This window comes from Helicobacter labetoulli, assembly GCF_003670275.1.
GTDB classification, from domain to species: domain Bacteria; phylum Campylobacterota; class Campylobacteria; order Campylobacterales; family Helicobacteraceae; genus Helicobacter_C; species Helicobacter_C labetoulli.
Genome location: NZ_QXJF01000006.1, coordinates 68,218 through 93,932 on the forward strand (window position 1 = coordinate 68,218; position 25,715 = coordinate 93,932).

The following is a 25,715-nucleotide window of genomic DNA, read 5'->3' on the forward strand; positions in this document are numbered from 1 at the left end:
AATATTGCTAGAATCTAGCTTTCCTTTTTTTCGTCTTTTTGTGGATTGAGTAATTCACTCGTATCAATCTCAAAATCAAAAAATTCAGATTCAAAGCCTGTATGAGAGATTTTGTCATAATGCTGAATGGCAGCCTTCATATTTTTTCCCTCTTGATAGAGTAAGCCAAGTGCGTATTTAGCCTCAAAGTTTGTCGCAGATTCTATCTTGGCAAGTTGCAAAAGTGCTACAGCATTCTCGTGGCGATTAGCTCCCATCGCCGCAATAGCCGCTAGAAACCGCGTTTGTGAATCGCCCTCGCCCAAATCATCAAGCAAAGAGTTGTATATCGCAAAAGCCTTTTCAAAATCATTGCTATATATATTTGAAAGTGCCAAAGCCTGCAAGATTCCATTACTTGTTTGTGTCTCAACAACAAGCTTTGCCTCTAGCTCCTCTTGTATAGAACGCAACGAGCCTGTTACAAAGCCCACATACACATATAACTCCCTTGCTAAGGAGCGTCCATAATATATTGAACGCATATCAAGATTCTTTTCTTTATAGATAATATTCATCTGCAAAGCAAAATCTTTCAAATTATTCCCAAACCTCTTACCAAGCTCAAACATCGTATGCGTAACCGCATCTTTTGGATAAAAACTCTTCATAGCTTCAAAGGCGTTTGCTATCTGTGTGCCATTAGCCATATAGATTCCATACACTGCACGCAAAGCATAATAAATGGGCTTTCGCTCGTGCAAGGGCTGCTTATGCAAAGTGTCAAACCAATCAAGTGAATCTGATGGAGAATCACTTGTATAGCGGAATAATGAAAGCAAAAAGTCGTGCTCTAGCTTACTAGAAAAACTCATCTCCGCTAAATCTGCCGAGATAGTATTGCTCAAACGAGAAGTATCGCGATAGGTAAGCTCCGCACACATAAGGGCAAAGATTCCAGCCATTGTATTGTTACTATCAAGGTGATAGGCACGAACAAAATGCAAATATCCATTATCAAAGTCATTCATTTGTGCATACAAAAGCCCAAGGTCATAATGCAAAACAGAATGATTTGGGTAATCTTTAAGAGAACGCTCCATAGATTTAATAGTCTCTCGTATATCTTGATTGTTGATTAAATAACGCAGATTCTGTGCGATTGAGCGATTGACTTGCGAAACCCTTTGCCCCTCTTGCAAGGTATTCTTTGCAGTCTCTATATTACTAGCACGAGCGTTAAGATTCCCATCATCAATGATTGCCAACGCATTTTTAGCATCAAAAACCAAAAAAGGTGCATAATAGAACAGAATCTTATAGCCCAATATTTTATTATGCTCAAATCGGCGATTCCAAAAATTTTCCTGTGCGAGATTTACATCAAATAAATCATCACGCAATTTTGCCTTAATAGGATATTCATCAAAAACCTTTTGTGTCTCCTCCGCAGCATTCAGTCGCTCAAGGATTAATGCACTCTCTTTAAAATTTCCGCTTTTTGTTTCAATGAGCTGCAATGCCATTAATGCCTGTGGATCGCCCACATTGCTCCCAAGGTATTCATAGATATACTGCTTTGCTTGTGTGTATTCCCCAAGTCGTGCGTGAAGCAAACCAATGGCAAGATTATCATCTTTATCGCCAACTTGCTTAAGCTGTGCTAGGGCGTTATACTCATCACCAAAAATCAAAAATACTTCAGAAGCCATTTTCTTACTCTCTTTAACATAATCTGGTGAAGAGGGATTAAGCAATGGGGAGAGAGATTCAAAATAAAAGCCCTTGTAATATTGCAATAAACCATACAAATAAGAGTAAAGTGGCTGATTTGCCGTGTGATACAAATAGCTTGAGCTAATGCCAAGATAATATTCATACAGATTCATATTCCCCAACATATACGCACTATACGCAGCATTAAACGCACTCACACTTATATCCTCTCCAGCGTGAATGGCATCATCAAATGATGAGATAGCTTTGCTATACTCGCCTTCATTAAGCTTAATCACACCCAAATTATATGCAGCAAGAGATTGAGAATACGCAGCAATATTATCAAACAAATCTAGAGCTTCCATTTTATCGCCCTGTGTGTAAAGAATATTTGCTTTGCGTATCATATTGCCAAGCTCCGTATCATCTACTTCCAAACGCTTTGATCCGCTAAGAATGGGTGAGGGCTGAATAATCTTGCGTGAAATGGGAGCGGCTTGAGCTTCCTGCTCTTCCTTACCTCCACTAAAGATTAAAACCATAATCAGCACTAAAAACACAAGCACAAGTACTGCAATAGCAATCGCCCCAATCATTAGAATCTTATTTTCTTTTAAAACCGCCAAAAGAGCGTTTAATCTCGCTTTTAAAGGAGCGAGAATCTTTTGTAATTTACCCTCCTCTTTGGCTGCTGTGGCTTCCGCAGATTCACTTGTAGGCTCTTTGTTTTCTGTCCCTTGTGCTGCCTGTGCAGAATCTTCAATCTCTAAATTCTCATCAAGATTTATTACTTCCTCTGCCATACCTTCCCTTTATACTCACTCTCAAAGATATTTATGCAACACTTCTGGAATCTCTATACCCCCATCAGCTCTTTGATAATTTTCCATAATCGCAATAAGTGTTCTTCCCACTGCTAAAGATGAACCATTGAGCGTATGCACGAGGGTATTTTTGCCATTTTCTTTATAGCGGATTTTTGCCCTTCGTGCTTGAAAATCCCGTGTATTTGAGATAGAGCTTATCTCTCGGTAACAATTCTGCCCGGGTAGCCACACCTCAATATCAATGGTGTTACTCGCACTAAAGCCCAAATCCCCACCACAAAGCTGCACAAAACGATGTGGAAGCCCTAGCTCACTTAGAATCCCGCTTGCTGTTTTTAGCATTTTTTCCTGCATAGATTCACTTTGACTTGGGTGAGTGATAGCCACAAGCTCTACTTTGTCAAATTGATGTTGGCGTATCATACCGCGTGTATCTCGCCCTGCACTGCCGGCTTCCTTGCGAAAGCAAGGCGTGTGAGAAGTTAGCATTATAGGCAAATCTTCAACAGGGATAATGCTATCTTGATAAAGATTTGTAAGTGTGATTTCTGATGTGGAGATAAGATATAAATCGTGCTCACTCCCCTCATCATCAAAATGAGAATCCACCTTAAACATATCATTTTCAAACTTTGGCAACTGCCCCGTGCCAAAAAGTGTCCTAGCATTAGCAATTACAGGCGTTACCACAGATTCAAAGCCCTGCTTTTCATTATAATCAAGCATAAAGTTAATTAACGCACGATTGAGCCTAGCCCCCATTCCACGCAAAACGCAAAAGCGACTTTTAGCTAACTTTACCCCCGCTTCAAAATCAATCCAGCCATTATCCACACCCAGCTCCCAATGCTCCTTTGGGGTAAAGTCAAATACCTTAGGCTCTAGCACCTTTTTTAATTCAATATTATCACTCTCATCTTCGCCCTTTGGTGTAGCCAAATCAGGCAAGTTTGGAATAGTATAGGCAAGATTCTCAAGCTCTTCTTCAATGGCTTTCAATTTAGATTCTACGCCACTCATTTGAACTTTATTAGAATCTAAACTCGCCTTTAGCTCACTAATATCCTTGCCCTCTCTTTTATATTCGCCAAAAAGCTTTGATGTTTTATTTTGAAAAGCTTGAAGAGATTCAAGCTCCTGTTTTGTGCTTTTATACGCAATGGCAAACTCTTTGAGTGATTTGAGCGTATCTTCACTCACTTTTTTTATACAAAGCAGCTCACTCACCTTCTCAAAATCATTTATCAGGGCTTTTGTATCAATCATATCCTTATCCTTAGTTCTTATTAAATTTTGTAAGCAATTTTAGCCTAAAAAAAGCATTTTTTATTCCCTAAAAGCCCAAAGTCAAAGAGTGATTTAAGTCTTAAGAAACGAGTTGGAAAGTTTGTAGTTAATGTGGTAGAATTGCGATTAGAGGTTGCCCAAAAGGCAAAAAAATAAGAGAGTGCGACCTCTATTAGAGTAACCTACTTTTTTACAAAGGAGGTTACGATGAGTAAGATTTGCTCAAAAATCTTAGTTGTTATAATACTATTATTTTCATAGTCGTTCGCTTAAAAGCTCACTTAAGACCGCTCACGCGGGAGTAAATCCCGCTTCGCTCCTAAAGCTTGAGTTATGACTACCCTTGCGGGTATTCATCAACTCGTTTTCTAGGGTAGTCAAGTGCTACTAAGATAATTCATAGCCTACCTTATTGAAGCCTTTGGTCGTTAAGGGGGTAGGCTAGTATTACTCTACTCTCTTACTTAACGCTTAGCTACTTAACTTTTAGCTTTGTTTCATCAAATTGGCTTCAATTGGCTTCAATATAAAAAACAAAAATGTTTTTTATCTAGGAATGAAATAAAATTACTAAACTTAGTATAAAATACGCTTTTTTAGATTCTAAAGCAGAGAGAAAAAGGCAAGGTATGTTTGGTATTGGTATTTTTGAATTACTTGTCATTTTGATTGTGGCGATTATCGCCCTTGGTCCTAACAAACTCCCCCAAACTATTATTGATATTGTAAAATTTTTCCGTGCAGTAAGAAAAACTATGGCGGAAGCAAAAGAGAGCTTTGATAAGGAGATAGAGCTTAGTGAAATCAAGCAAGAAGCACTCAAATATAAAAATACCATCTCCAATGAAGTAGATAAGCTAACCCAAGATATAAAGCTTGATGAGTTACGAGAACTAAGAGAGGATAGTCTTAAGCCATTACAAGAAAGTCTCACGCAAACACAAGAGCAGCTCAACAAAGAAGCCAATGCCCTACAAAGCACACTTCAAAGCCTCAATACAGAGCTTAGCTATGAAAGCCTAAATTCTAAAAGCAACGATTCTAAAAATGTAGAATCCAATATGCCACACGCCACAGCTCAAAACCTAGAATCTGCAGAATCTGCTCAAACTTCCATTACTACGCAAGATTCTACCCTTACATACAAAAATGCTACAAGCTCAAAGTCGCAAGATTCCACCCCCCAACACATAGGATAAACAATGTTAGAAGACTTAAAACCCCATATCCAAGACTTACGCAAACGGCTCATCATTAGCATTCTTGTGCTTTTGGGAGCTTTTGGCGTGTGCTTGGACTTTTGGGAGCAGATATTTCACTATATTAAGCTACCGCTTGTTGATGTGCTAGGCAGCGAGATAAGAGGGAAATTTATCGCTTCAGGTATGATAGAGGGCGTATTTATCGCAATGAAGTCCGCCCTTTTTGCCGCACTCATCATCTCTATGCCTGTCATTTTTTGGCAAATTTGGATTTTTGTCGCTCCGGGTTTATATAAACACGAGAAAAAAATTGTCATTCCTTTTGTGTTTTTTGGCACATTTATGTTTGCTCTTGGTGTTGCGTTTTCTTACTTTGGCGTTTTACCTTTCATCATTAAAAATGTCTTGCTTTTTGGTAATGACCAATTTGAAGCCTATATTACAGCAGAGAATTATTTTGCCTTTTTTATACGCTTAATCATCGGCTTTGGCATAGCCTTTGAGCTGCCTGTGTTATGCTTTTTTCTAGGCAAAGTGGGGCTTATCACAGATGAGAGTTTAAAAGGATTTTTTAAATACGCCGTGGTGATTATCTTTATCATCGCTGCTATTATCGCCCCGCCTGATGTCATCTCTCAAGTGCTTTTAGCTATTCCGCTTGTTATGCTCTATGGGCTTTCTATTGTGATTTTAAAGTTTGTCAATCCCGCTTCTAAACTTGCTGATTTTAGTGAAGATGAGAGCGATGAAGCCACACCAACAACGCAAGATTCTACAGATTCTAATGTCCTATCTTGAATATTCTAAAGATTTTATGCTTTCAAGCTATGATTACATCTTGCCACAAAGTGCCATAGCACAAAGCCCGAGCATTCCTAGAGAGAGTGCAAAACTGCTTGTGTATGAAAGAAAAAGCGGCACAATTACGCATAGTGATTTTTATCATTTTAGCGATTTTATCCCCAAAGATACATTGCTTGTTTTCAATAATACCAAAGTCATAAATGCTAGAATCTACGCTCATAAGCTCAACTCACAAGCCAAACCTAACCCAAAGCGTATGGAGATATTTTTCCACAAAGTGCTAGATTCTTTTAGATTCTTAGTCCAAATTAAAGGTAGTGTTAAAAGCGGGGATAGGCTGATTTTAGAATCTCACAAGGCTTTCACACACCCCATTATCGCTCAAGTGCTTGAATGCTGTGAAAATGGTATGCGTATTGTGGAATTTATAGAATCTGATACATCACCACAAGTTTGCTTAGCAAATCAAAAACACAGAATCTTAGATGACAAAGAAGTGCTTGAGCTTTTTACTCATCACGGCTATATTCCGCTACCGCCCTATATCAAACGCAATGGCTCTCATCAAACTATGCAAGAAGATAGCGTATTTTATCAAAGCGTTTTTGCTAAGGAGCTAGGCTCTGTGGCTGCTCCCACGGCATCTTTACATTTTAGTGAGCAAAGTTTAGAATCTTTACAAAAATCTTTTCAAACCTGCCTTATTACCCTGCATATTGGGGCTGGGACATTTATGAATGTAGAGAGCGAAGATATTCGCCATCACGCCATACACAAAGAATACTTTTCAATCTCAAGTGCGAGTGCTAAGGCTATCACTCACGCTAAAAAGGTGCTATGTGTTGGCACGACAAGTGCGCGTTGTGTAGAATATATGATAAGATATAAAGTTTTATGCGGAGAGTGCGATATTTTCTTATATCCGGGCGTGGAGTTTAAGCGGGTGGATTATTTGCTCACAAATTTTCACCTGCCAAAAAGCACACTCATTATGCTAGTAAGTGCAATGGTGGGTAGAGAGAAATGCCTTGAACTCTACAATATTGCTTTGCAGGAAGGCTATAAATTTTATTCTTATGGAGATGGGATGTTAATACTATGATAGATTTACAAGATAAGCTACAACAACACCGCATTATGCTAGGAGATGAGTGCTTTAAGCAGTTCCAAATCTTTGGCGAAGAGCTTTTAAAGTGGAATAAGATTCACAATCTTACAGGTGCTAGCTGTATGGAATCTGTGCTTGAGAATATCTTTGATTCTTTATATCCATTGAAATTTATTGATGATTTTGAATCTTGTATGGATATAGGCTCTGGTGGAGGTTTCCCTGCCTTGCCTCTAGCTATTGCTAAGCCACAATCACAATTTTTTCTTATAGAGCCGCGTGCTAAGAGAGCTTCATTTTTGCAAAATATCAGCGTGCAACTTGGGCTAAAAAATGTAGAGGTGCTTTCAATGCGGATTGAAGAAGTGCCAATCAGCCAAATCAACAATATCGCTCTTATCACATCTCGTGCGTTAATGGACGCTAGAAATCTTATCGCTCTTTCAAGGAAGTTTTTGCAAAGCGATGGATATTTTCTTTTTTACAAAGGCACAAATTTTAGGCAAGAAATGCCAAGTATGAGCGTGGAAGAGTGCTTCGTGCGGGAAAATAGAATCTACTACTACAAACATAGCCGTGATTTGTAAATCTTAGCCTCAAAGGAAAGATATGAAGTTTTTTGTTATTTTACTAGCACTTTTAGCGTTAGCTTATCTTATCTTACGCCCATTGCTTAAGACAAACAAAACCTCCAATGGCATTGAAGAAATGCAGGAATGCTCACATTGTGGCGTGTATGTCTCTGTCAATGAATCTTTTCTATCAAATGGGAGATACTTTTGCTCTAAAGAATGTCTGCAAAAGGGGGCAAAATGATTATCATTGGGCATCACGCCATTAGCTTTAGCCCATTTATGAGAGTGAAAAGCGTTGAAGATATTGCTAAGGTTGGAGCTGAATCTGTCGTGTGGTTTGACACATCTGCTTTGAAACAAGAGGCTGCTTTTGAGATTGCCAAGCATTGCTATAACTTTCAGGTGAAATATGCTGTGAAAATACACTCTTTAGAAGAGCTTGTGCTATTTGCTAATCTCACGCCGCAATTTTTACTGCTTGATAGGCTTGAGAAGGCAAAGGCTTTTCAAAAGGTTGTTGAGCATTATTTGCTTGATTGCAAGTTATTGTGTGTTATTAAATCCCAAAAGCAACTCGCAAAAATCGCACAACTTGGCATTGATGGTGCGATTTTTAAGCAAGTTTTAGAAGAGTTTAGGTAAGATTCCGCCCTTGTCATTTATAGAGGGGTGTCCGAGTGGTTGAAGGAGCACGCCTGGAACGCGTGTAAAGTGCAAGCTTTCGAGGGTTCGAATCCCTTCCCCTCTGCCATAGTGAGTTTTTTTATGTTCTCATTTTCAGCTTAACAACAAATATATTTTATCGTTAGACTTTCGTATTTTTGGAATAAATCTCGGTCTATTTTGTAGCCATCAGATTCTCATCTCACACAACAACCTTTAATCTATCGCATCACACTCTATGAGCAACTCCCCTTGTATATTGTAAAATAATCCGTGCCTATGGAATCTTCGTGGATTGCATGCTCTATCTTTACCCTATTTTCAAACATAAACTCCACCACTCCGCCGATACTCGCACTTCCGGGCGTGGCACTTTGGACTGCTAAGACACTGCCCTTTGGCAAATACTCTTTATACAACACTTCACGCCCATTTATCCTAAAGTCCCGATACTCTTCACCATTAGGAAACCAATCATCAACGCTAACCTTATCATCTTTATGCACTATCACTCGCACATCTTTTAAGGGCACTTCAAAAGCTAGAATCTCGCTCTCATTCCCCCACGATAACGCCCTAGCAAATATGACTTGTGGATACAAGCTTTTAAGCTTACTTAATATAGTCTCTGTTTTATCCGTGTCAAACCACTCCTTGCTTACACGCGCAGCAAAGGCTTTTTGCTCTATCCGCCCTTGTGTAAGGCACTCTTGCTTAGATTCTAAAGCACTAACCTCCAATGTCATTATCACCCAAATCACACATAGCATAATCATAACAAGTCGCATAAGCCCCTCTTTTCTAGCTTCAGTTTTCACCCTAAATCAAGCTTCTCCCCACAAGTTTTAAACAAGATACAAAAAGCCTAGCTTTCCACTACGCTATAAAGCCCACTCAACAGAATCCTAACCTAGCAATCCTTTCTCACTCAAATACTTCTCTAAACTCTCATCATCAAGCAGCTTATCATAATACTGCAGGGCAATCCGCCTTTTATCATTTGTCTGTATATCGCCATTTATCGTGTCAATAAACTCCCTAAAATCCGCATTTTTATTCACTAGCATATCAATGGTTTTAAAATCCAAGTTTCTTACTAACGATGGCAAAAGCACAGAAGATTCAGTAGGCTCTAGCTCTAGCTTTATAAGCCCAATGCCAAAGCTACTATGAAGCCTTCTTAGTTCATCAAACACTTCAGAATCTAGCTCTTCAAATACGACCAAATACCCCTCATTTGCAAAGCTAGAGTTACTCACTGCTTGAAAGTAGCTCTCTTTCAAATTGCTAAAATCAAGGCAAACTTTTAGCTCAAAGGAATAAATCTTAAAATCACGGCGGTTTAGATTCTCGCTTAGCTCTAGCGTTTCTTTTTCACTATAATCATTAAATGGGAAATGCACGCCCACAATATCAGGGTAGTTCCACTTATCCTGCCCGCTCTGCGTCTTTTTACTCTTTTCGTGCATAATCGTCTTTGCATACACATCAAAATAATCTTTTGCAAACCGCACAAACAGCGGGTGTAAATCCCGCTCGTGAAAGCCCCTACTTTTTTGTTTCTCGTGGTTTATCTTGCTTGTTTGCATTAGAGATTCTAATCCCTTTTGCAGCTCATTCTCTCTTGCCTTTAGCCAAAAGGTTGTAGGCTTACTTGATGCTTTCATAAAGATAGAATCTCGTCTATCGCGTATATCCACATAAAGTTGTGCTGACATTGTCATTTCTGGCGTTTTGCCGATACTTTTTAGATTCTTATCTAATCCTTTTTCTACTGCTATATCCCAAATTTGCGTAGCTTTAAGCGGAGTAGCTGCACTCTCTAGCACAGCTTTTGCCACTTCCAAATATGTCATTTTCTTTTGCATTTTTATCCTTGCATAATATTTTCCATATTATAAGATTCTAAAAGTAACTTAATGGCATAAAGTCTGTGCTTGAGTGTGCATTTGCCTTTGATTAGTGAAATATAAGCGATGATTATATGAAACTCATACCAAAGGAGTAGCAATGAAAAGTCCTAACCCTTATGATGAAAAAGTCATCTTTTCTCAACTTAGCACCCTCATCAATGGGCTTGATTGCTCTAAGCAGAGTTTAGAACAGCACAAAGAGCAAGAGGGCATAATTTATGCTAAGGATAAAGAGAGTATCCAATCTTCTAGCACGGATAAAAAAATCTCTTTTGCAGGGAAGATTCTAAATGATGGAATCTTGCAGCAAGATGGAAGCTATTTGAGTGATGATAGAGAGTTTATATAGTCTTGATGTCAGCGGAGCGGGGATTTTGCATATCTCTTCTGTGTGTAACAAGACAAGCTTTACGCTTATAAATTTTTCGCAAAAAAATTGTGATTTTGGAATCTATTTGCGTGAGAAGCCCTACAAAGAGCTTGGCTTTGTGTATTGTAATACTTTTAGTGTGCATCCCTACATTAAGGCTTTCAAGGAAATCGCCCCCTATATTGCAAAAAGAATCTATAAGCCTGATTTTTTCACAAAAGCAATTGTCAATGACTATAAAAGTAAGCTTGCCAACACACTTGGACCATTTTATGAGGCAAGTGCGTTTGAAAAAGCGGTGCAAAGCATTAGCCTAAATCCGCAATATCTTTACTTATTAAATATCGCTATGATTGAGTGTATGAGATATTTTACTAAGGATAATGGGCTAGTAAAAGAGCTATATATCTTTGCGAGCAATCCCACGCCCCCTGATAGCTTCCGTGCGGATTTGGTGGTCAAAACGATGAAAAATCTCAATCACAATATCACGCAAGGCAGGCAAGAGCAAGCTATCAACCAAGTCGTGTTTCATAGCTTTGCTTTGGGCGAAGAAGTAGCGTTTTTGCAAGAATTAAGCAAGGATGGCGGCGGAAGTATTATAAAGTGGATTCTACTCTAGCGTTTAAAAAGACATTATTAAGCCACCTTGATAATGGCAAAATGCCTAGCCCCAAAGAGCTAGGCGATGATGCAAAAATCGTGTCTAGCAAGCCAGAGACAACCCACGATGATAATCCGCCAAAAGATGTGTGATAAGGCGTTAGAATCTGATTAGATTCTAACGCTAATTTGCTTTATGAAATTTGGTTAGTAGCCTTAAATCGTTGATTTTATATCCTATATCTTTAAATTTAGAATCTAACTCGCCCTTGCGTTTTATACTTAAATTGATAAATTCGCTTTCTTTTTCAATACCTATAAATTGCCTATGTAAAAGATTGGCCGCAATACCCGTGGTGCTAGAGCCTGAAAATGGATCGCAAATTATAGAATCTTTATTGCTTGCCATTAAAAGCAATCGCACTAAAAGGACTAAAGGCTTTTGTGTAGGGTGTTTGCCAAAGGTCTTTTCCCAAGGGGCAATAGCCGGGAAGCTCCACACATCACGCATTTGTTTATCATTATTGAGCTTTTTTAGAATCTCATAGTTAAAAATATGCTTATGCTTATGGCTTTTTCTAGCCCAAATAATTTGTTCGGTAGAGTGCGTAAGGTAGCGACAGCTAAAGTTTGGCGGTGGATTAGTCTTTTGCCAAGTAATGATATTTAAAATCTTAAAATCAAGTTTTTGTAACGCCCTGCCAAGTGAAAAAATATTATGATAGGTCCCGCTTATCATAATGCTACCTGTGGGCTTTAGGGCTATTTTTGCATTTGCAATCCACTCCATATTAAACCTATCAATTTCATCAATATTTTCTCCCCTATCCCATTCGCCTTTATTCACGCTTACAATCTTACCGCTTTGGATACTTAAGCCATCATTTGAGAGAAAATAAGGTGGATCAGCAAAAATTACATCAAAACTCTCTTTCATCTGCGGCAAAAGGGCATTACAATCGCCTTGATAAATGCTAAATGTAGAATCTAAGCTTGTAAAAGTAGGGGTTAGTGTGTGGGATTTAGCAGTCATTTTGTGCCTTTTTAATAAAATCTTTTATATTGCTAAGATTATACATTTCTACACTCTTATAGGCTTCTTGCAATTTATTTTTACTGCTATGCCAACCTTGCCCATCGGTAATCCACACAAAGTTTTTATTAGCAAATCTATCAAATTTTGGGGCTAATTCTTGATAAGCCCTCGCTGTTTCATTAAGCTTACTGCCACCACTCGTATAAAAATTACACTCAATAAAATAACTTATGGTTTTACCAAAAATCACAAAGTCAAATCGCTTTTTATCATCACCAAAACTTCCCTGTAAATCGCTAAACTCTACAATATTCACTTGTTCTTTAAAGTTTAAATTAGCTTTTATAAAAAGAGTTCTTAAATAAGATTCCATAAAAGCACCACCACGATTTTTTCTTGCATTACTATCTAATCCTACTTCAACACCAAAGACAAAGTCATTTAAATCTTTAATCTTTCTATCACTAAAGATAGAATCTAGCCCACTCTCACAGATAAAGTCATAAATTCCCTTAGGGTTTTGCAAGTATGTGTCAATAGGCGTTTCATTACTCTTGGAATCTAATACAAGCTCTCTTTCATTGCGAATTGCTAAAATTAAAGGCAAAACATCAAAAGCCTTAGCATATTCATTAAAAAGCAAAGTAATCTTATCTTGCAAACTATCCTTTGGCACACCTAGCAAAAGATTTAAATGATTAAGAGCAATGCTTAACTTGTCTTTATTTGCTAGACATTTTTGCCAATCCACAAAAAAGCCCAAATTCCTATTTGTCGCCCTAAGTGTGCTTAAAAAAGTTTTAAATGATAATGTGTTTTTCATTGTTAATTCCTTATGTGTTGTGTATTTAGATTTACTCCCCAAACACCCTTTTAAAGATAGAATCCACATTTTTTGTGTAGTAGCTAAACTCAAAGCATTCTCTAATTGCCGCTACGCCGATAAGTCCCACAAGCTCACTATCTGCTAAAAGATATTGCAAATACAGCGATTCTCCTTTGTCATTTACCGCCGCTTTACCTTCCTGCATAACACCATTTTGTAAGTCTTGCCACACTTTCATCGCATTTCTTTGCACGATTTTATAGGCATCTTCGCGTGATACGCCTTTTTTAGGTAGCTCTAGCAAGATTCGTTGCGAAAAGACAAGCCCGCCGGTAAGGTTGAGATTTTTCATCATATTTTTTGGATACACCACTAGCTTTTCAAGCAGCCCTTTTAGACGCATTAGCATAAAATCCGTGGTGATAAAGCTATCTGGCAAAATAAATCGCTCCACGCTACTATGGCTAATATCTCGCTCGTGCCACAACGCGACATTCTCCATTGCAGGCATTGCATAAGCGCGTATCATTCTGCAAAGCCCTGTGATGTTTTCACTCAAAACCGGATTGCGTTTGTGCGGCATAGCAGAGCTTCCCTTTTGCCCAGATTCAAAATACTCTTCTGCTTCATAGACTTCTGTGCGTTGCAGGTGTCGCACCTGTAGTGCGATTTTCTCACAGCTACTAGCCAAAAGGGCTAAATCACTCATAAGCCTAGCGTATCTATCCCTTTGGATGACTTGATTGCTCACAGGGGCGGGTTTAAGTCCAAGCTCTTTGCAAACTAACTCTTCTAACTCCATAGGTGTGTGGGCGAGATTACCCATAGCCCCGCTGAGTTGCCCCACAGAAATGACTTCTAAAGTGGATTCTAAAGCTTTTAAATGCCGCCCTAGCTCATCATACCATATCGCTAAAACTAACCCAAAAGTGATAGGCTCTCCGTGGATTCCGTGGCTTCGCCCCACCATTAGCGTGTCTTTATACTGATATGCACGCACCTTTATCGCCGATCTTACCTGTCTTATATCATCTAAAATAATCTTTAAGCTATCTCGCATTTGCAGTGCCACTGCGGTATCTATGCAATCACTAGAAGTGATCCCATAATGCACCCATCGACTCTCCTCTCCCAAGCTCTCCGCCACAGAAGTGGTAAATGCGATTAAATCGTGTTTAGTAACCGCTTCTACTTCATCAATCCTAGCGATGTCAAATGTCGCATTTTTGCATATCTTTTCACAATCGCTATCGGGTATTAGCCCTAGCTTATTCCAACCTCTAACCAACGCCTTTTCTACTTCAAGCCACGCGGAATATTTTGCATTCATATCCCATAGCTTTTTCATCTCTTCTCTTGCGTATCGCTCTACCATTTTTACTCCTTCATCATTTGTTAAATCTATACCGCGTTATGCCCGCCTTTGTGGAGATAATTATAATAAATCTAAGCTTAATATGCTACAATCGCGGATTTGAAACAATATTGAAAACGACAAGTGTAAAATCACAAGCCTAAGCTAGATTCTACAATGATAAGGATTCCTATGAATACTCCTTTAAATATCGCCCTTTTGCAGCTCCCACCACTCTCCCCCACTGATACAAGGTTACATCAATACCTTAGCACTTGCAAAAAGCAAAAGGTTAGTCTCGTGGCATTTGGGGAATATGTCTTTAACCCATTTTTTAGGGAGTTTGATAAAAATCATTCTAAAGAGATGATTAGTGCCATTTCGCATAACGCCCTAAACACGCTACAAAAACTAGCCAAAAAATACAAGCTTGATATTATCGCTCCATTGCTACTTGGCGAAAATGGAGATGGTGGGAATGGCAAGCTTTATAAATCTATTGTCCATATCAGCAATGATGAGAAAAACTCCATACATATTTATCATCAACAACGCCTTATTGCCTATCCACACTGGAATGAAAAGAAGTTTTTTAATAATAAGCTTCCAAAATCCCCCAAAACACCCACTGTATTTGAGAAATATGGGCTGAATCTTGGCGTGATTAGCGGCTTTGAAGCACATTTTGATGAACTATGGCTAAGGCTTAAGAATGCTAAAGTAGATGTTGTGATTATGCCTTGTAGCAATACTTTTGGCTCCAAAACACGCTGGAGAAATCTCTGCTCTATGCGTGCTTTTACAAACTCTATGGCACTTTTGCGTGTCAATCGTGTAGGCAGTGGCGTGTATGATGAAACGCAGTGGCGATTTTATGGCGATAGCTTGTTTATTAACGCAAATGGCGAGATTGAAGAAAATCTTAGCGATAAAGAGGGAATGCTGCTACTTAGCATTGAAAAAGGGCAGATTCTAAACGCACAAAAAGAATGGGGCTTTAGAATCTAAGGATAAATGCCCAAAAACTGCTATAATCACGCACATTTTATTTATTTTAAGGACACAAGTGCCACAAAAAAGCAACTCTCAACCCTTGCACCATCTCCCTTGTGAAGAAACCCACGCAGATTTGCATTCCCAAGCTCACTTAGATTTTGCGTCGCAGGATTGTGCATTACAAGATTCCATTGCACAAGCAGAATCCACTCAATCCACCCTGCAAGATTCCGCCAAAGAAGCTACACTAGAATCTAGCTTAGATTCCATAGATTCTAGTCTAGATTCTAACCCACAAGAAGAACGCACAATCAAAATTATTTTAGGCGTAGGCATTGCCCTTGTGCTTGGCATTATCGCCGCTATTTTAGCAAGAGTGTATCTTGGAGCATCTTTTAAGGTTTCAGCCTTGCTTGGCATTATTGCCCTGCTTGTTACACTCTGGACTAATAAAGCCCTGCCACTAGGGGTTGTCTCACTTTTGCCTATTATCCTTTTTCCAAGCTTTGGCATACTTGATACCAAAAGTGCCACAGAAAATTACGCTAATCCTATTATCTATCTCTTTTTGGGTGGCTTTATGCTCGCTACCGCCACAGAAAAAATTGGGCTACATCGCATTATCGCTAAAAAGTTTCTCTCCCTTTTTCCGCAGAATCCTAAGGGTGTCATCTCTGCTTTGGGACTTGCCTCTTGTGTGCTTGGCACAGCTTTGTCAAATTCTACGACTGCTATTTTGCTTTTGCCCATTGCCTTATCAATCACGCAAGATTATGTTCTTAAAATGCGTTTTTTACTCGCCGTGGCATTTGGGGCAAGTATCAGCGGGATTACAACGCCTATTGGCTCACCGCCGAATCTTATCTTTCTAGGATTCTTAGAAAAGCTTGGCTTTGATGGCATAAGCTTTACCACTTGGATTTTTATGATGGCTCCACTTACTTGCCTTATGCTTTATACGATGATTTATATCCTATCTTTTGGCACACAGGGTTATAGCGTGGAGTTTAAGGCGTTTGAAAATATACAAGTGCGCGCTGAGCACAAGCGGTTATTATTTTTTATCGCGCTTTTGCTTGTTGTGCTCTTTCTCAATTCACCCATTAAGCCTTTTTACAATGGCTTGGGGCTAAATGAAAATGTGATTTTACTGGCCTTTGGGCTATTGATGTTTGTGCCAAAGCTTGGGTTTTTGGATTGGGATGATTCTAAGTCCATTCCCTATGAGCTGATATTTTTGTTTGGTGCGGGGTTTTGTATCGCCACTGCCTTTTCTCAATCCGAGCTTGGCGGGGTGTTTGAAAGCTATTTTATGCGCTTTGCTAATTTACCATTTTTTGTATTTTTACTCCTTGCTTGTGTGTGTGCGATTATCGCCACAGGCTTTTTAAGCACGACAGCACTGATTGCTATTTTATTGCCTATCATTTATACCGCTACGCAGTCATTTTTAGTAGCAGATGAGCCCACAATCACAATGCTTGCGCTCACAATTTGTGCAAGTTTTTCTTTTATGATTCCTATCTCCACACCGCCTAATGCCATAGTCTTTGAAAAAGGCGGGATCAAAGTGTGGGATATGGTGCGATTTGGATTTTTACTTAGCATTGTTGGAATCTTAGCGGTGAGTATCTTTGCCTTTGCGTATTGGCGATGGTTTTTAGAGTAGGGAACAATTTTATCAAAAAAGATAATGTCAATTAATTATAAAATGATAGAATCTAGCGCTTTGCTAGTCAAGGTTAAAATAAACTTTACTTTTTTAATAAACAACAATTAGGAGCTACGATGAAAAAGGTTTATTTAGATAACAATGCCACGACAATGCTAGACCCTAGCATTAAGGCATTGATGGAGCCTTATTTTTGCGAAAAGTTTGGGAATCCAAATAGTTTGCATAAATACGGCACAGAGACGCACCCAGCCATCGCTGAAGCCATAGAAAAACTCTATGTTGGCATTGATGCAGACGATAATGATGATATTATCATCACTTCTTGTGCGACAGAGTCAAACAACTGGGTGATTAAAGGCGTGTATTTTGATGAGATTGTGAAAAAGGGTAAGAAGCATATCATTACCACAGAGGTGGAGCACCCAGCAGTTAGGGCAACTTGTAGCTTTTTAGAAACTTTGGGCGTTGAGGTTACCTATCTGCCCATTAACGCACAAGGCACAATCACTACCGAGCAAGTGAGAGAAGCCCTGCGTGAAGATACCGCACTTGTTAGCATAATGTGGGCAAATAATGAAACAGGACTTATTTTCCCCATTGAAGAAATCGGTGCATTATGCAAACAAAAAGGTGTGCTTTTCCATACTGACGCGGTGCAGGCTATCGGTAAGATTCCAGTCAGTGTGAAAAAGGCAAATGTAGATTTTCTAAGCTTTTCAGCACATAAATTCCACGGACCAAAGGGCGTTGGTGGGCTTTACATTAGAAAAGGTATGGAGCTTACCCCACTTTTGCATGGCGGGGAACATATGCGGGGCAGACGATCTGGCACGCTCAATGTCCCCTATATCATCGGTATGGGCGAAGCGATGAAGCTTGCCACAGACTACCTAGACTTTGAGCTAACGCAAGTGCGAAAGCTTAGAGATAGGCTAGAAGACGCACTTTTAAGCATACCTGATGTATTTGTCGTTGGCACAAGGGAAAATCGTGTGCCAAATACGACACTCATCAGTGTGCGAGGGATTGAAGGCGAGGCAATGCTATGGGATTTAAACAAGGCTGGGATTGCCGCATCAACAGGCAGTGCGTGTGCGAGTGAAGATTTGGAGGCAAATCCTGTAATGGTAGCCATTGGAGCGGATAAAGAGTTAGCCCATACAGCCATTAGAATCTCTCTTAGCAGATTCACTACGAGTGAAGAGATTGATTACACGATTGAAGTGTTTAAGAAAGCGGTGGGGAGACTTAGGGCGATTTCTAGTAGTTATGAAAACTAGATTCTAAGACATTCGCATTTGGGTATGCGATTTGTGCGATTATGGGGATTTTAGGATAGTCATTACCGCTTTAGGTAACTCCTACCCTAAAATCCCCATAAAGCCCACAAAGCCATACAGCAACTGCTAGAATGTGGATTTTGTGTTGTGTTTTTGAATAAAAGCGAATTTTATGTTTTTATCTCAAAGATAAAGATACTTCCGCAATGTGTTTTGATGTGCTAGATTCTAGAATCTAAGCGGTAAAATTTATACAACAAAAAAAGGAAAGAAAATGGCAAAGAATGATTTAATCAACAGTATATTTGGGATACATATAAAAAGTAAAAATCATTAATGGACTAAAAAATGACAGCAACCGATATGTATTTTGAGCTAAAAAACAATCACTCCTTAACGCAGTTAGCCCATAAGCTAAATTTGCACACAGGAACACTAAAGCGATGGGAGGCACAACATAAGATTCCGCAAGATTATTTGTATGATTTAAATTTTTTGCTTGGGAATAAATATGAGATTCCAAAAAAAGATTACAGAAGCCATAATGAATTTTTCACAAAAAAAGAAGTGGCGAAATACTGCTTTGAATCTTTTTTACATTTCTTGGAAAAATATAAAATAGATTCTAAACAATACACCTTTATAGAGCCTAGCTGTGGGGATTGTAGCTTTTATGATTTAATGCCAAAGGATAGACGAATAGGGATTGATTTGGAGTTTAAAAATAAAGAAATTATAGAATCTAACTTTTTAGATTTTACCCCAAAAAAAGGACATTATGTAGTCGTTGGTAATCCACCTTTTGGGCTAAGGGGGAATCTTGCCTTGCGATTTATCAATCACGCACAATTTGCTGATTTCATCGCCTTTATTTTACCCCCTTTATTTGATAGCGATGGTAAAGGTAGCCCAAAAGGCAGAGTAAAAAACTTTCAGCTAGTCCATAGTGAAAAATTGCCCCTAAATAGCTTTATCTATCCTAATGGTAAGGAAGTAGAAGTAGCGACACTTTTTCAAATCTGGGCTAATCACAGGCTTTTAGATTCTATATCATTCAATATAGAATCTAAAAAGACTTGTAAGGAATATATCAAAGTCTATTCTCTTAGTGATGGTGGAACACCTTCTAGCACAAGGAATAAAAAAATGCTCTACATTTGCGATGCGTATTTGCCTAGCACTTGTTTTCATTCTCAAAATAAGCCAAGTATGAAGCTATACAAAGACTTTGAATCTTTGCCACACAGAAGGGGATATGGTATAGTGATTTTGAAAGATAGGGCTAGAGTAATTAAAGCATTGCAAAATATTGATTGGGTAAAGGCTAGCTTTTTAGGCACAAATTCTAGCCTTAATTTACGGACTTCTTTGATAGAAGAGGCTTTAATAAAGCAAGGATTCTATGATAAGGGGGCAAAATAATGGATATTTTTGATATAGCCAAGCAAGTTTTTAGCGAGATAGAATCTGAAGTCAATCAAAGCACACAATGGAAAAGCGATTCAAAATATATTGCAATCAGGCATTTGCAGATTGATAAAAGGGGGAGTTTTGGGGAAAGGCTACTAAGAGATATTTTTGCAAAAGAGAGAAATATTAGCCTTGTGTATAAGGACGGAGACCAAGGAGATTGGGATATGCAAATAAATGGCGTAAAAGTGGAAGTAAAAACAAGTAGCCTTGATGTGAATAGGAAATTCCAAAATGAGCATATTAAAAAGACTGATTTATGCGATTATATTTGCTTTATAGGCGTTGCACCTAATAGCATTTATATGAGACTTGAAAAAATAGATGAAATTGACTTTGCTAAACTGCATAATAGGGGCGTAAGAGGCACTGGGGCTCTGGATATAAGTGGGATTTTAAAGCAAATGATATGACAGAGATTTTTACGCGTGAAGATGTTGTGAAACTTTTTTATGACAAAATGGGGATAGATAAGAAAAAGATTAAACAAAAACTTAGCAACACAACATAAAGTGTTACTAACTTTTTGTTTAAACCAAATTTGAAAGGAAAGAAAAATGGCAAAGAATGACTTAATCGGTGGTGCGTTATGGGACGCATATTCAAATAAAGTAAGTGAGAGAATGGATAACCCCACACATTTGGGCGTTTTGACACAAAAAGATGCTGATGAAAAGGGAGCAAAACTCATCGTAGCAGACTATGGCGCAGAATCCTGTGGCGATGCGGTGCGGCTGTATTGGCTCGTAGATTCTAATGACACAATCATAGATGCAAAGTTTAAGAGCTTTGGCTGTGGGACGGCGATTGCAAGTAGCGATATGATGGTAGAACTCTGTCTTAATAAAAAGGTGCAGGACGCGGTAAAAATCACAAACCTTGATGTAGAACACGCCTTGCGTGATGACCCTGATACTCCAGCAGTCCCCGGGCAGAAAATGCACTGCTCTGTTATGGCGTATGATGTGATTAAAAAAGCAGCAGGGATCTATCTAGGCAAGGATGCAGCGGACTTTGAGAGTGAAATCATCGTGTGTGAGTGCGCACGCGTAAGCCTATCTACTATTAAAGAAGTGATAAAACTCAATGATCTAAAAAGTGTGGAGGACATCACAAACTACACAAAAGCAGGGGCATTTTGCAAAAGCTGCATTAAACCCGGCGGACACGAGAAAAGGGAGTATTATCTAGTAGATATACTTGCAGAAGTTCGGGCTGAAATGGATAAAGAATCAGTCAAAAAGGTCGCCGATAAAGGCGGAGACATCGCATTTGCTGAAATGACAATGGTGCAAAAAGTAAAGGCGATTGATAAAGTCATTGACGCAAATATCCGCCCTATGCTTATGATGGATGGGGGCGATATGGAGATTTTAGACATTAAGGATACAAGTGATGGATTCATTGATGTGTATATCCGCTATCTTGGGGCGTGTAGCGGCTGTGCGAGTGGGGCAACAGGAACACTCTATGCCATAGAATCTGTCTTGCAAGAGCAGCTAGATTCTAAAATCCGCGTTTTACCGATATGATAAGGCTCGAATCTTAGCAGGGCTTTTGCTTTGCTAAGATTCTATTTATCAAAGTATGGAATTTAAGATGCAAAGTTAAGGTAATTCAAAATACAATAAAATGTATCTCAAAACTCTTTGCACTTCTCAAATGTGAGTGTAGAATCTCCATATACCTTTAAAAGTCTTTGAAAATAAAAGTCCTTAAAAATCTCGCACAAAATTCTAACCATACTCAACGCAAACTTACGCATTTAGCCTTTACAAAGCTACAAAACGCCCAATAAGGATTTTATATGTCATCAAACACACAAGAGAAGCACACTAAAAAGCTAGATTCTATCACTATCTCACAGCTTAAATGGCTTTTTTACACTATGCTTTTTTGGGGTGGGCTTTTGGTTTTACATCTGCGTGGAGAATACCCTGATATTTTAAGTCTCTTATGGTATTTTTTGTCTCTTTTTTTGTCAGTAATGGATTTTACAAGCACAATTTTAAAGCATTCCTTATTTTTGCTTTTGTGTATGTTGTGCTGTTATACACTTATTGGAGTAAGGGAATTGATAGTTTTGAGACTTATTGCCTTGCACAAACACTCTCATATAGCCTTATATTTGCTATTCTTATCTTTAAGAAACACTATCGCTTAGCCTTCACGCTTTGTGCGTATATGGCATTTTATACCCTAGCATTGCTGCTTACAGAATATCACTTGCTTGGGACATTATCAATAAGAGAGCTTTTTTAAAGATTCAACGGAAACTCCACGCCAATGCTTGTGCCAACGCCTTGCTGACTTTTAAGCTCTATTTTTGCATTATGAATCTTAGCAATATGTTTTACAATTGATAGTCCTAGCCCACTGCCGCCAAGCTTTTTACTGCGACTTTTATCCACACAATAAAACCGCTCAAACACTCTCTCTTGTTCTTCAAGCGGAATGCCAATGCCTGAATCTTTTACACATACGCTTACACCTTGAGCATTTTGGCTTAAACTCAATGTGATTTGACTCTTTTCATTGCTATATTTAATGGCATTTTCCACAAGGTTATAAATCATATCTTCAATTAAAGAGCTTATCCCCCAAATCTTACTTTCACGCCCATTAATGCTAATAACAATCTCAATGCCCTTCTCATCAGCCAAAGGCTTAAGATTCTTACTCACCCGCTTTAGAATCTCGCTCAAATCAAGCGGACTTTTCTCTAGCTCAATGGTATTTTCATCAAAAAATGACAAACGCAGAATCTTATCAATCAATGTCAATAAACGATTAGATTCTGTATAAATTTTTGTAAGAAACTCCGCTTCATCTTCTTTCTTCACAAGCCCACTTTTTAGCATTTCACTACTTGCTAGGATAATGGCTAAGGGCGTTTTTAGCTCGTGGGTAACATTTGCGCTAAACTCTTTTCTAAAATCTTGGGCTTGTTTTTGTGAGCTTTTATCAATAAGCACCATTGCGATGGCTTGGAGCTGAGTTTTTACCCATACAGGCAAGGCAATAACATATAAAGTGCGTCCCTTTATCTCGCATTCAAAACTACAATCGCTACCCTCTGTATTATTTTGGGGCTTATTCATAATATTTTGTAGTTCGGCTTGTAATGTCGCTAAATGTGGGGATTCAAAAAGTGTATCAATAGAATCTATCTGCAAATATTCAAGGGCGATATGATTGTAAGATTTAATACAAGCCTTGCTATCAAGGAGCAAAAAGCCCTCATTCATATTTTGGATAATCGTCTCAATCTCGTGCTGTCGTGCGTTGATAATGCGAATTTGCTTTTTGATTTTCTTTTTTTGTTTGGCAATGCGTTGCATAAAGATTTGAAGCTCTGGGTAGGGATTTGTCTGTATGGGCGAAGAAAGATTAATATTTTCAATAGGCTTAATGATTTTCTTACTCAAAATTGAAGCCAAAATCCCGCTTAGTGCCAAGCCAAAAAGAAGTAACACACACAAATAGGGCAAAAAGTCAAAAAGCACAAGGCTTAAAGCCTTTTTCTGCTCACTTAAACGCACGATGATGTTTTGCGAATCTACACTCATCATTGTGGCGACATAGAGTGTTTGCTCATTGAGTGTGGCAGATTCTCTTTGGGTGAAAATGGGCTTGTTCGCGTGAGCTGCAAATTGTGTTAAAACATCTTGGACTTCTTGTCGCCAAAGATGATTATCCATAGATTCTACTTGTGCCTTACTATCATAAAGCACTTGACCTTGCGTTGAAATCAGCGTAATACGATATGGAGCAGGAAGAATATTTTCCCTTTGGGACAAAATCTCTTGTATATCATCAGTATTTAAATGCCTAAGCGTGTAGTGTAATCTCTCAAAGCTTTGTGATTTAATAAGATTATCAAGGATAAAAGCTACACTCAGCACACTTAGAATCTGCACACTTAAGATACCTAAAAAAATCGCATAAAAAATCTTTTTTTTCATTTTCCCCCTTTGTGTGAATGAAGCTTATGCTATGCGTTTGTATTAAACTGATACCCCACACCGCGTATTGTTTTGATATGTTTGCCATACTTGCCAAGCTTTGAACGCAAGGTGTTAATGTGAATATCAATCGTGCGTGTCCCAGAGATATTATACCCCCAAATAATTTCAAGCAACTCTTCTCTGCTAAAAACACGATTAGTAGAGCTCATTAGCAATCCCAAAAGCTCAAACTCTTTTAATGTGAGATGTAAAGATTCTCCGCCTATACTCACGCTATGGATTGTTTTAGAGTATTTCAAATCGCCATAACTCATCTCACAATCATTCTGCGTATGGCTTCTACGCAACAACGCTTTAATTCTAGCAATAAGCTCCAAAGCACTAAAAGGCTTGGTAAGATAGTCATCAGCCCCGCTATCTAGCCCCTTAATCTTATCAAACTCACTTCCAAGTGCGGTTAGCATTACCACGGGGATATTTTTGCTCTTATGATTTTGACGCATTTTGTGTAAAACACTTAGCCCATCTTCTTGAGGCAGCATCACATCAAGCACCACACAGGAAGGCGATTCCTTTGCCATAGCTTCCCAAAATTCACTCGGCAGACTAAAGCCCTTTGCCTTTAAATTTGCAGAGTTTAACGCATACAGCACAAGGCTCAAAATCCCCTCATCATCTTCAAGTATAAAAATCACTTTATATCCTTTATGTAACGCATAATTATAGCTTACGCATACGCCATCGCACTGATATGATCAGCAATTTTTTCAAAATATTTTGACAGCATAAGAATCTCAAGCCACCAATGTGCGTTGAGATATGAATCTTGTAGCTTTTGGGCGATCTGCTCTTTCATCTGTCTAAAACAAGAATCCATAAGATTTTCAATCTCTTCTACGCGTTGAATATTAGAATCCTTAAACGCATCAAACATCTCAAAAAGTAAATTTGCCATTTTTTCTAGCAAGTCAAGCATACATTCCTTTGGCATTTGAGCGATAATCTTAGCACTATTGAGTGAAATCTCACCCATACGCCGCAAATCGTGAATCTGCTTAATAGTCCGTGTGATAAACTCCAAATCCTGTGCTACGGGCTGTTGCTTTAAAATCAACATTTCACAGGAGTGAAAAATATCCTTCTCCAGCGTGTTTAATCGCTCCACAATAAGCTCCATTTCTTCTAAACTTTTTGTGCTTTGAAAATCCGCTCCATAATGCAGTGCATCGCAGGAGAGAGTAAGCATTGTATTAAATTGTGCTTCTAAGTCATTCAGCTGTGCTAGGTAAATATCTCGCATTATCCAAACCTCCCTGTAATGTAATCTTGTGTCTTTTTCTCCTTAGGAGAGCTAAAGATTTTCTCCGTGGTGTCAAACTCTACAATCTCGCCCATAAGGAAAAACGCCGTCTTATCCGATATACGCGTGGCTTGTTGCATATTGTGCGTAACGATAATAATGGTGTATTTTGTTTTTAACTCATTGATGAGATCTTCAATCTTAAGCGTAGAGATAGGGTCTAATGCTGAAGTTGGCTCGTCCATCAAAATCACTTCAGGCTGCACGGCTAATGCCCTAGCGATACATAGTCTTTGCTGTTGTCCGCCACTTAGCCCAAGGGCTGATTTATGAAGCCTATCTTTGAGCTCTTCCCAAATATTTGCCCCCCTTAAGCAAGATTCTATAATCTCATCAAGTTCAGCCTTTTTCTTAATGCCGTGTGTGCGTGGTCCAAAAGCGATATTATCATAAATACTCATAGGAAATGGATTTGGCTTTTGAAACACCATACCCACGCGTTTTCTTAACGCATTCACATCGCAGTTTTGATAAATATCCTGCCCATCAAGCAAAATCTTACCTGTAATCTTACAGCTTGGCACAAGGTCATTCATACGATTAAGGCTTTTTAGGAGTGTAGATTTACCACAACCGCTAGGTCCTATAAACGCACTCACTTCATTACGCAACAAAGTGAGATTAATATTTTTCAACGCGTGAAAATCCCCATAATGCAGATTCATATTGCTAATATCAAAAGTTACATTATTCATTTGTG

At 38.7% G+C, this 25,715-nt stretch carries 29 protein-coding genes and 1 tRNA gene; 17 read left to right on the forward strand and 13 right to left on the reverse strand.

Going from position 1 to position 25,715, the window contains the following annotated elements:
- Positions 1 to 14: 14 nt before the first annotated feature.
- Positions 15 to 2,501 carry a tetratricopeptide repeat protein gene (locus tag EBF12_RS04000; protein WP_121726518.1) on the reverse strand — a complete coding sequence of 829 codons (2,487 nt, stop codon included), beginning with the start codon at positions 2,499 to 2,501 and terminating at the stop codon, positions 15 to 17.
- A gap of 21 nt (positions 2,502 to 2,522) precedes the next feature.
- On the reverse strand, positions 2,523 to 3,791 hold the full coding sequence (gene serS / locus EBF12_RS04005; RefSeq protein WP_121726519.1) for a serine--tRNA ligase: 1,269 nt from the start codon (positions 3,789 to 3,791) through the stop codon (positions 2,523 to 2,525).
- Between the two features lie 650 nt (positions 3,792 to 4,441).
- On the opposite strand from serS, the gene tatB reads away from it, so the two are divergent.
- The 7 genes from tatB to EBF12_RS04040 all read left to right on the forward strand — a co-directional run bounded on the left by tatB (position 4,442) and on the right by EBF12_RS04040 (position 8,252).
- A complete protein-coding gene (tatB, locus tag EBF12_RS04010; RefSeq protein WP_121726520.1) occupies positions 4,442 to 5,011 on the forward strand; it encodes a Sec-independent protein translocase protein TatB in 570 nt (189 codons plus the stop codon).
- A 3-nt stretch (positions 5,012 to 5,014) separates the two neighbouring features.
- Positions 5,015 to 5,812, forward strand: a complete 798-nt coding sequence (tatC, locus tag EBF12_RS04015) for a twin-arginine translocase subunit TatC (RefSeq protein WP_121726521.1) — start codon at positions 5,015 to 5,017, stop codon at positions 5,810 to 5,812.
- Positions 5,799 to 6,920, forward strand: a complete 1,122-nt coding sequence (queA, locus tag EBF12_RS04020) for a tRNA preQ1(34) S-adenosylmethionine ribosyltransferase-isomerase QueA (protein WP_121726522.1) — start codon at positions 5,799 to 5,801, stop codon at positions 6,918 to 6,920. Before tatC ends, queA begins: the two co-directional genes overlap by 14 nt.
- Positions 6,917 to 7,513 (forward strand): 16S rRNA (guanine(527)-N(7))-methyltransferase RsmG, encoded by a 597-nt coding sequence (gene rsmG / locus EBF12_RS04025; RefSeq protein WP_121726523.1) that lies wholly within the window; start codon positions 6,917 to 6,919, stop codon positions 7,511 to 7,513. Before queA ends, rsmG begins: the two co-directional genes overlap by 4 nt.
- Before the next feature lie 22 nt (positions 7,514 to 7,535).
- Complete coding sequence (locus EBF12_RS04030) at positions 7,536 to 7,742, forward strand: PP0621 family protein (protein WP_121726524.1); 207 nt, start codon at positions 7,536 to 7,538, stop codon at positions 7,740 to 7,742.
- On the forward strand, positions 7,739 to 8,143 hold the full coding sequence (locus EBF12_RS04035) for a hypothetical protein (RefSeq protein WP_121726525.1): 405 nt from the start codon (positions 7,739 to 7,741) through the stop codon (positions 8,141 to 8,143). Before EBF12_RS04030 ends, EBF12_RS04035 begins: the two co-directional genes overlap by 4 nt.
- 21 nt (positions 8,144 to 8,164) lie before the next feature.
- Positions 8,165 to 8,252, forward strand: a tRNA-Ser gene (locus tag EBF12_RS04040).
- A gap of 148 nt (positions 8,253 to 8,400) precedes the next feature.
- On the opposite strand, the gene EBF12_RS04045 is transcribed toward EBF12_RS04040, so the two are convergent.
- From EBF12_RS04045 to EBF12_RS11060, 3 genes are all read right to left on the reverse strand, one after another.
- Entirely contained in the window at positions 8,401 to 8,952 is a 552-nt protein-coding gene (locus tag EBF12_RS04045) for a hypothetical protein (protein ID WP_244196350.1), read from the reverse strand.
- A 117-nt stretch (positions 8,953 to 9,069) separates the two neighbouring features.
- A complete protein-coding gene (locus EBF12_RS04050) occupies positions 9,070 to 10,032 on the reverse strand; it encodes an HTH domain-containing protein (RefSeq protein WP_121726526.1) in 963 nt (320 codons plus the stop codon).
- 2 nt (positions 10,033 to 10,034) lie between these two features.
- On the reverse strand, positions 10,035 to 10,175 hold the full coding sequence (locus EBF12_RS11060) for a hypothetical protein (protein WP_157979048.1): 141 nt from the start codon (positions 10,173 to 10,175) through the stop codon (positions 10,035 to 10,037).
- On the opposite strand from EBF12_RS11060, the gene EBF12_RS11700 reads away from it, so the two are divergent.
- From EBF12_RS11700 to EBF12_RS11710, 3 genes are read left to right on the forward strand one after another with little or no spacing between them, the layout of a single operon-like run.
- Entirely contained in the window at positions 10,175 to 10,426 is a 252-nt protein-coding gene (locus tag EBF12_RS11700; protein ID WP_244196351.1) for a hypothetical protein, read from the forward strand. The two genes, EBF12_RS11060 and EBF12_RS11700, sit on opposite strands and share 1 nt — an antisense overlap.
- Complete coding sequence (locus EBF12_RS11705) at positions 10,407 to 11,069, forward strand: hypothetical protein (protein WP_244196352.1); 663 nt, start codon at positions 10,407 to 10,409, stop codon at positions 11,067 to 11,069. The genes EBF12_RS11700 and EBF12_RS11705 overlap by 20 nt, the downstream gene beginning before the upstream one ends.
- Positions 11,054 to 11,203 (forward strand): hypothetical protein, encoded by a 150-nt coding sequence (locus EBF12_RS11710; RefSeq protein WP_244196353.1) that lies wholly within the window; start codon positions 11,054 to 11,056, stop codon positions 11,201 to 11,203. The genes EBF12_RS11705 and EBF12_RS11710 overlap by 16 nt, the downstream gene beginning before the upstream one ends.
- A 31-nt stretch (positions 11,204 to 11,234) precedes the next feature.
- Here the strand turns inward: EBF12_RS11710 and EBF12_RS04060 are convergent, their stop codons facing one another.
- The 3 genes from EBF12_RS04060 to purB are packed head-to-tail and all read right to left on the reverse strand — an operon-like array spanning position 11,235 to position 14,287.
- Positions 11,235 to 12,083, reverse strand: coding sequence for a DNA-methyltransferase (locus EBF12_RS04060; protein ID WP_121726527.1), 849 nt, complete (start codon positions 12,081 to 12,083; stop codon positions 11,235 to 11,237).
- Positions 12,073 to 12,909, reverse strand: coding sequence for a type II restriction endonuclease (locus EBF12_RS04065; RefSeq protein ID WP_121726528.1), 837 nt, complete (start codon positions 12,907 to 12,909; stop codon positions 12,073 to 12,075). Before EBF12_RS04065 ends, EBF12_RS04060 begins: the two co-directional genes overlap by 11 nt.
- Positions 12,910 to 12,940: 31 nt before the next feature.
- Entirely contained in the window at positions 12,941 to 14,287 is a 1,347-nt protein-coding gene (gene purB, locus EBF12_RS04070) for an adenylosuccinate lyase (protein WP_121726529.1), read from the reverse strand.
- Between the two features lie 171 nt (positions 14,288 to 14,458).
- Between purB and EBF12_RS04075 the strand changes: the two genes are divergently transcribed.
- The 6 genes from EBF12_RS04075 to EBF12_RS04100 all read left to right on the forward strand — a co-directional run bounded on the left by EBF12_RS04075 (position 14,459) and on the right by EBF12_RS04100 (position 21,219).
- Positions 14,459 to 15,274 carry a carbon-nitrogen hydrolase family protein gene (locus EBF12_RS04075; RefSeq protein ID WP_121726530.1) on the forward strand — a complete coding sequence of 272 codons (816 nt, stop codon included), beginning with the start codon at positions 14,459 to 14,461 and terminating at the stop codon, positions 15,272 to 15,274.
- A 256-nt stretch (positions 15,275 to 15,530) separates the two neighbouring features.
- Entirely contained in the window at positions 15,531 to 16,931 is a 1,401-nt protein-coding gene (locus EBF12_RS04080) for an SLC13 family permease (RefSeq protein WP_415579965.1), read from the forward strand.
- Between the two features lie 119 nt (positions 16,932 to 17,050).
- A complete protein-coding gene (locus EBF12_RS04085; protein ID WP_121726531.1) occupies positions 17,051 to 18,217 on the forward strand; it encodes a NifS family cysteine desulfurase in 1,167 nt (388 codons plus the stop codon).
- 348 nt (positions 18,218 to 18,565) lie between these two features.
- Positions 18,566 to 19,639, forward strand: a complete 1,074-nt coding sequence (locus tag EBF12_RS04090; protein ID WP_121726532.1) for a restriction endonuclease subunit M — start codon at positions 18,566 to 18,568, stop codon at positions 19,637 to 19,639.
- A complete protein-coding gene (locus EBF12_RS04095) occupies positions 19,639 to 20,100 on the forward strand; it encodes a hypothetical protein (protein ID WP_244196354.1) in 462 nt (153 codons plus the stop codon). The genes EBF12_RS04090 and EBF12_RS04095 overlap by 1 nt, the downstream gene beginning before the upstream one ends.
- A gap of 144 nt (positions 20,101 to 20,244) precedes the next feature.
- On the forward strand, positions 20,245 to 21,219 hold the full coding sequence (locus EBF12_RS04100) for an iron-sulfur cluster assembly scaffold protein (protein ID WP_121726533.1): 975 nt from the start codon (positions 20,245 to 20,247) through the stop codon (positions 21,217 to 21,219).
- Positions 21,220 to 21,326: 107 nt separating this feature from the next.
- Here EBF12_RS04100 and EBF12_RS12155 read toward each other — a convergent pair whose 3' ends face one another.
- Positions 21,327 to 21,452: a hypothetical protein gene (locus EBF12_RS12155; RefSeq protein ID WP_279629416.1), complete on the reverse strand. Its 126-nt coding sequence runs from the start codon at positions 21,450 to 21,452 to the stop codon at positions 21,327 to 21,329.
- A 42-nt stretch (positions 21,453 to 21,494) separates the two neighbouring features.
- On the opposite strand from EBF12_RS12155, the gene EBF12_RS04105 reads away from it, so the two are divergent.
- Entirely contained in the window at positions 21,495 to 21,851 is a 357-nt protein-coding gene (locus EBF12_RS04105; RefSeq protein ID WP_121726534.1) for a hypothetical protein, read from the forward strand.
- Between the two features lie 94 nt (positions 21,852 to 21,945).
- Here EBF12_RS04105 and EBF12_RS04110 read toward each other — a convergent pair whose 3' ends face one another.
- Genes EBF12_RS04110 through pstB form a run of 4 tightly spaced genes read right to left on the reverse strand, consistent with a single transcriptional unit; the run spans position 21,946 to position 25,710 of the window.
- Positions 21,946 to 23,652: a sensor histidine kinase gene (locus EBF12_RS04110; protein WP_121726535.1), complete on the reverse strand. Its 1,707-nt coding sequence runs from the start codon at positions 23,650 to 23,652 to the stop codon at positions 21,946 to 21,948.
- A 29-nt stretch (positions 23,653 to 23,681) separates the two neighbouring features.
- Positions 23,682 to 24,350, reverse strand: a complete 669-nt coding sequence (locus tag EBF12_RS04115; RefSeq protein ID WP_121726536.1) for a response regulator transcription factor — start codon at positions 24,348 to 24,350, stop codon at positions 23,682 to 23,684.
- A gap of 32 nt (positions 24,351 to 24,382) precedes the next feature.
- The gene (locus EBF12_RS04120; protein ID WP_002957049.1) at positions 24,383 to 24,955 is read right to left on the reverse strand and encodes a phosphate signaling complex PhoU family protein; all 573 of its coding nucleotides are present in this window, start codon (positions 24,953 to 24,955) and stop codon (positions 24,383 to 24,385) included.
- A complete protein-coding gene (pstB, locus tag EBF12_RS04125; RefSeq protein WP_121726537.1) occupies positions 24,955 to 25,710 on the reverse strand; it encodes a phosphate ABC transporter ATP-binding protein PstB in 756 nt (251 codons plus the stop codon). Before pstB ends, EBF12_RS04120 begins: the two co-directional genes overlap by 1 nt.
- Between the last annotated feature and the right edge of the window lie 5 nt (positions 25,711 to 25,715).

Excerpts from the sequence above, each read along its gene's own strand:
- EBF12_RS04000 (WP_121726518.1), bottom strand. The coding sequence starts at position 2,501 with ATGGCAGAGGAAGTAATAAATCTTGATGAGAATTTAGAGATTGAAGAT.
- serS (WP_121726519.1), bottom strand. The coding sequence starts at position 3,791 with ATGATTGATACAAAAGCCCTGATAAATGATTTTGAGAAGGTGAGTGAG.
- tatB (WP_121726520.1), top strand. The coding sequence starts at position 4,442 with ATGTTTGGTATTGGTATTTTTGAATTACTTGTCATTTTGATTGTGGCG.
- tatC (WP_121726521.1), top strand. The coding sequence starts at position 5,015 with ATGTTAGAAGACTTAAAACCCCATATCCAAGACTTACGCAAACGGCTC.
- queA (WP_121726522.1), top strand. The coding sequence starts at position 5,799 with ATGTCCTATCTTGAATATTCTAAAGATTTTATGCTTTCAAGCTATGAT.
- rsmG (WP_121726523.1), top strand. The coding sequence starts at position 6,917 with ATGATAGATTTACAAGATAAGCTACAACAACACCGCATTATGCTAGGA.
- EBF12_RS04030 (WP_121726524.1), top strand. The coding sequence starts at position 7,536 with ATGAAGTTTTTTGTTATTTTACTAGCACTTTTAGCGTTAGCTTATCTT.
- EBF12_RS04035 (WP_121726525.1), top strand. The coding sequence starts at position 7,739 with ATGATTATCATTGGGCATCACGCCATTAGCTTTAGCCCATTTATGAGA.
- EBF12_RS04045 (WP_244196350.1), bottom strand. The coding sequence starts at position 8,952 with ATGCGACTTGTTATGATTATGCTATGTGTGATTTGGGTGATAATGACA.
- EBF12_RS04050 (WP_121726526.1), bottom strand. The coding sequence starts at position 10,032 with ATGCAAAAGAAAATGACATATTTGGAAGTGGCAAAAGCTGTGCTAGAG.
- EBF12_RS11700 (WP_244196351.1), top strand. The coding sequence starts at position 10,175 with ATGAAAAGTCCTAACCCTTATGATGAAAAAGTCATCTTTTCTCAACTT.
- EBF12_RS11705 (WP_244196352.1), top strand. The coding sequence starts at position 10,407 with ATGATAGAGAGTTTATATAGTCTTGATGTCAGCGGAGCGGGGATTTTG.
- EBF12_RS04060 (WP_121726527.1), bottom strand. The coding sequence starts at position 12,083 with ATGACTGCTAAATCCCACACACTAACCCCTACTTTTACAAGCTTAGAT.
- EBF12_RS04065 (WP_121726528.1), bottom strand. The coding sequence starts at position 12,909 with ATGAAAAACACATTATCATTTAAAACTTTTTTAAGCACACTTAGGGCG.
- purB (WP_121726529.1), bottom strand. The coding sequence starts at position 14,287 with ATGGTAGAGCGATACGCAAGAGAAGAGATGAAAAAGCTATGGGATATG.
- EBF12_RS04075 (WP_121726530.1), top strand. The coding sequence starts at position 14,459 with ATGAATACTCCTTTAAATATCGCCCTTTTGCAGCTCCCACCACTCTCC.
- EBF12_RS04085 (WP_121726531.1), top strand. The coding sequence starts at position 17,051 with ATGAAAAAGGTTTATTTAGATAACAATGCCACGACAATGCTAGACCCT.
- EBF12_RS04090 (WP_121726532.1), top strand. The coding sequence starts at position 18,566 with ATGACAGCAACCGATATGTATTTTGAGCTAAAAAACAATCACTCCTTA.
- EBF12_RS04095 (WP_244196354.1), top strand. The coding sequence starts at position 19,639 with ATGGATATTTTTGATATAGCCAAGCAAGTTTTTAGCGAGATAGAATCT.
- EBF12_RS04100 (WP_121726533.1), top strand. The coding sequence starts at position 20,245 with ATGGCAAAGAATGACTTAATCGGTGGTGCGTTATGGGACGCATATTCA.
- EBF12_RS12155 (WP_279629416.1), bottom strand. The coding sequence starts at position 21,452 with ATGCGTAAGTTTGCGTTGAGTATGGTTAGAATTTTGTGCGAGATTTTT.
- EBF12_RS04105 (WP_121726534.1), top strand. The coding sequence starts at position 21,495 with ATGTCATCAAACACACAAGAGAAGCACACTAAAAAGCTAGATTCTATC.
- EBF12_RS04110 (WP_121726535.1), bottom strand. The coding sequence starts at position 23,652 with ATGAAAAAAAAGATTTTTTATGCGATTTTTTTAGGTATCTTAAGTGTG.
- EBF12_RS04120 (WP_002957049.1), bottom strand. The coding sequence starts at position 24,955 with ATGCGAGATATTTACCTAGCACAGCTGAATGACTTAGAAGCACAATTT.
- pstB (WP_121726537.1), bottom strand. The coding sequence starts at position 25,710 with ATGAATAATGTAACTTTTGATATTAGCAATATGAATCTGCATTATGGG.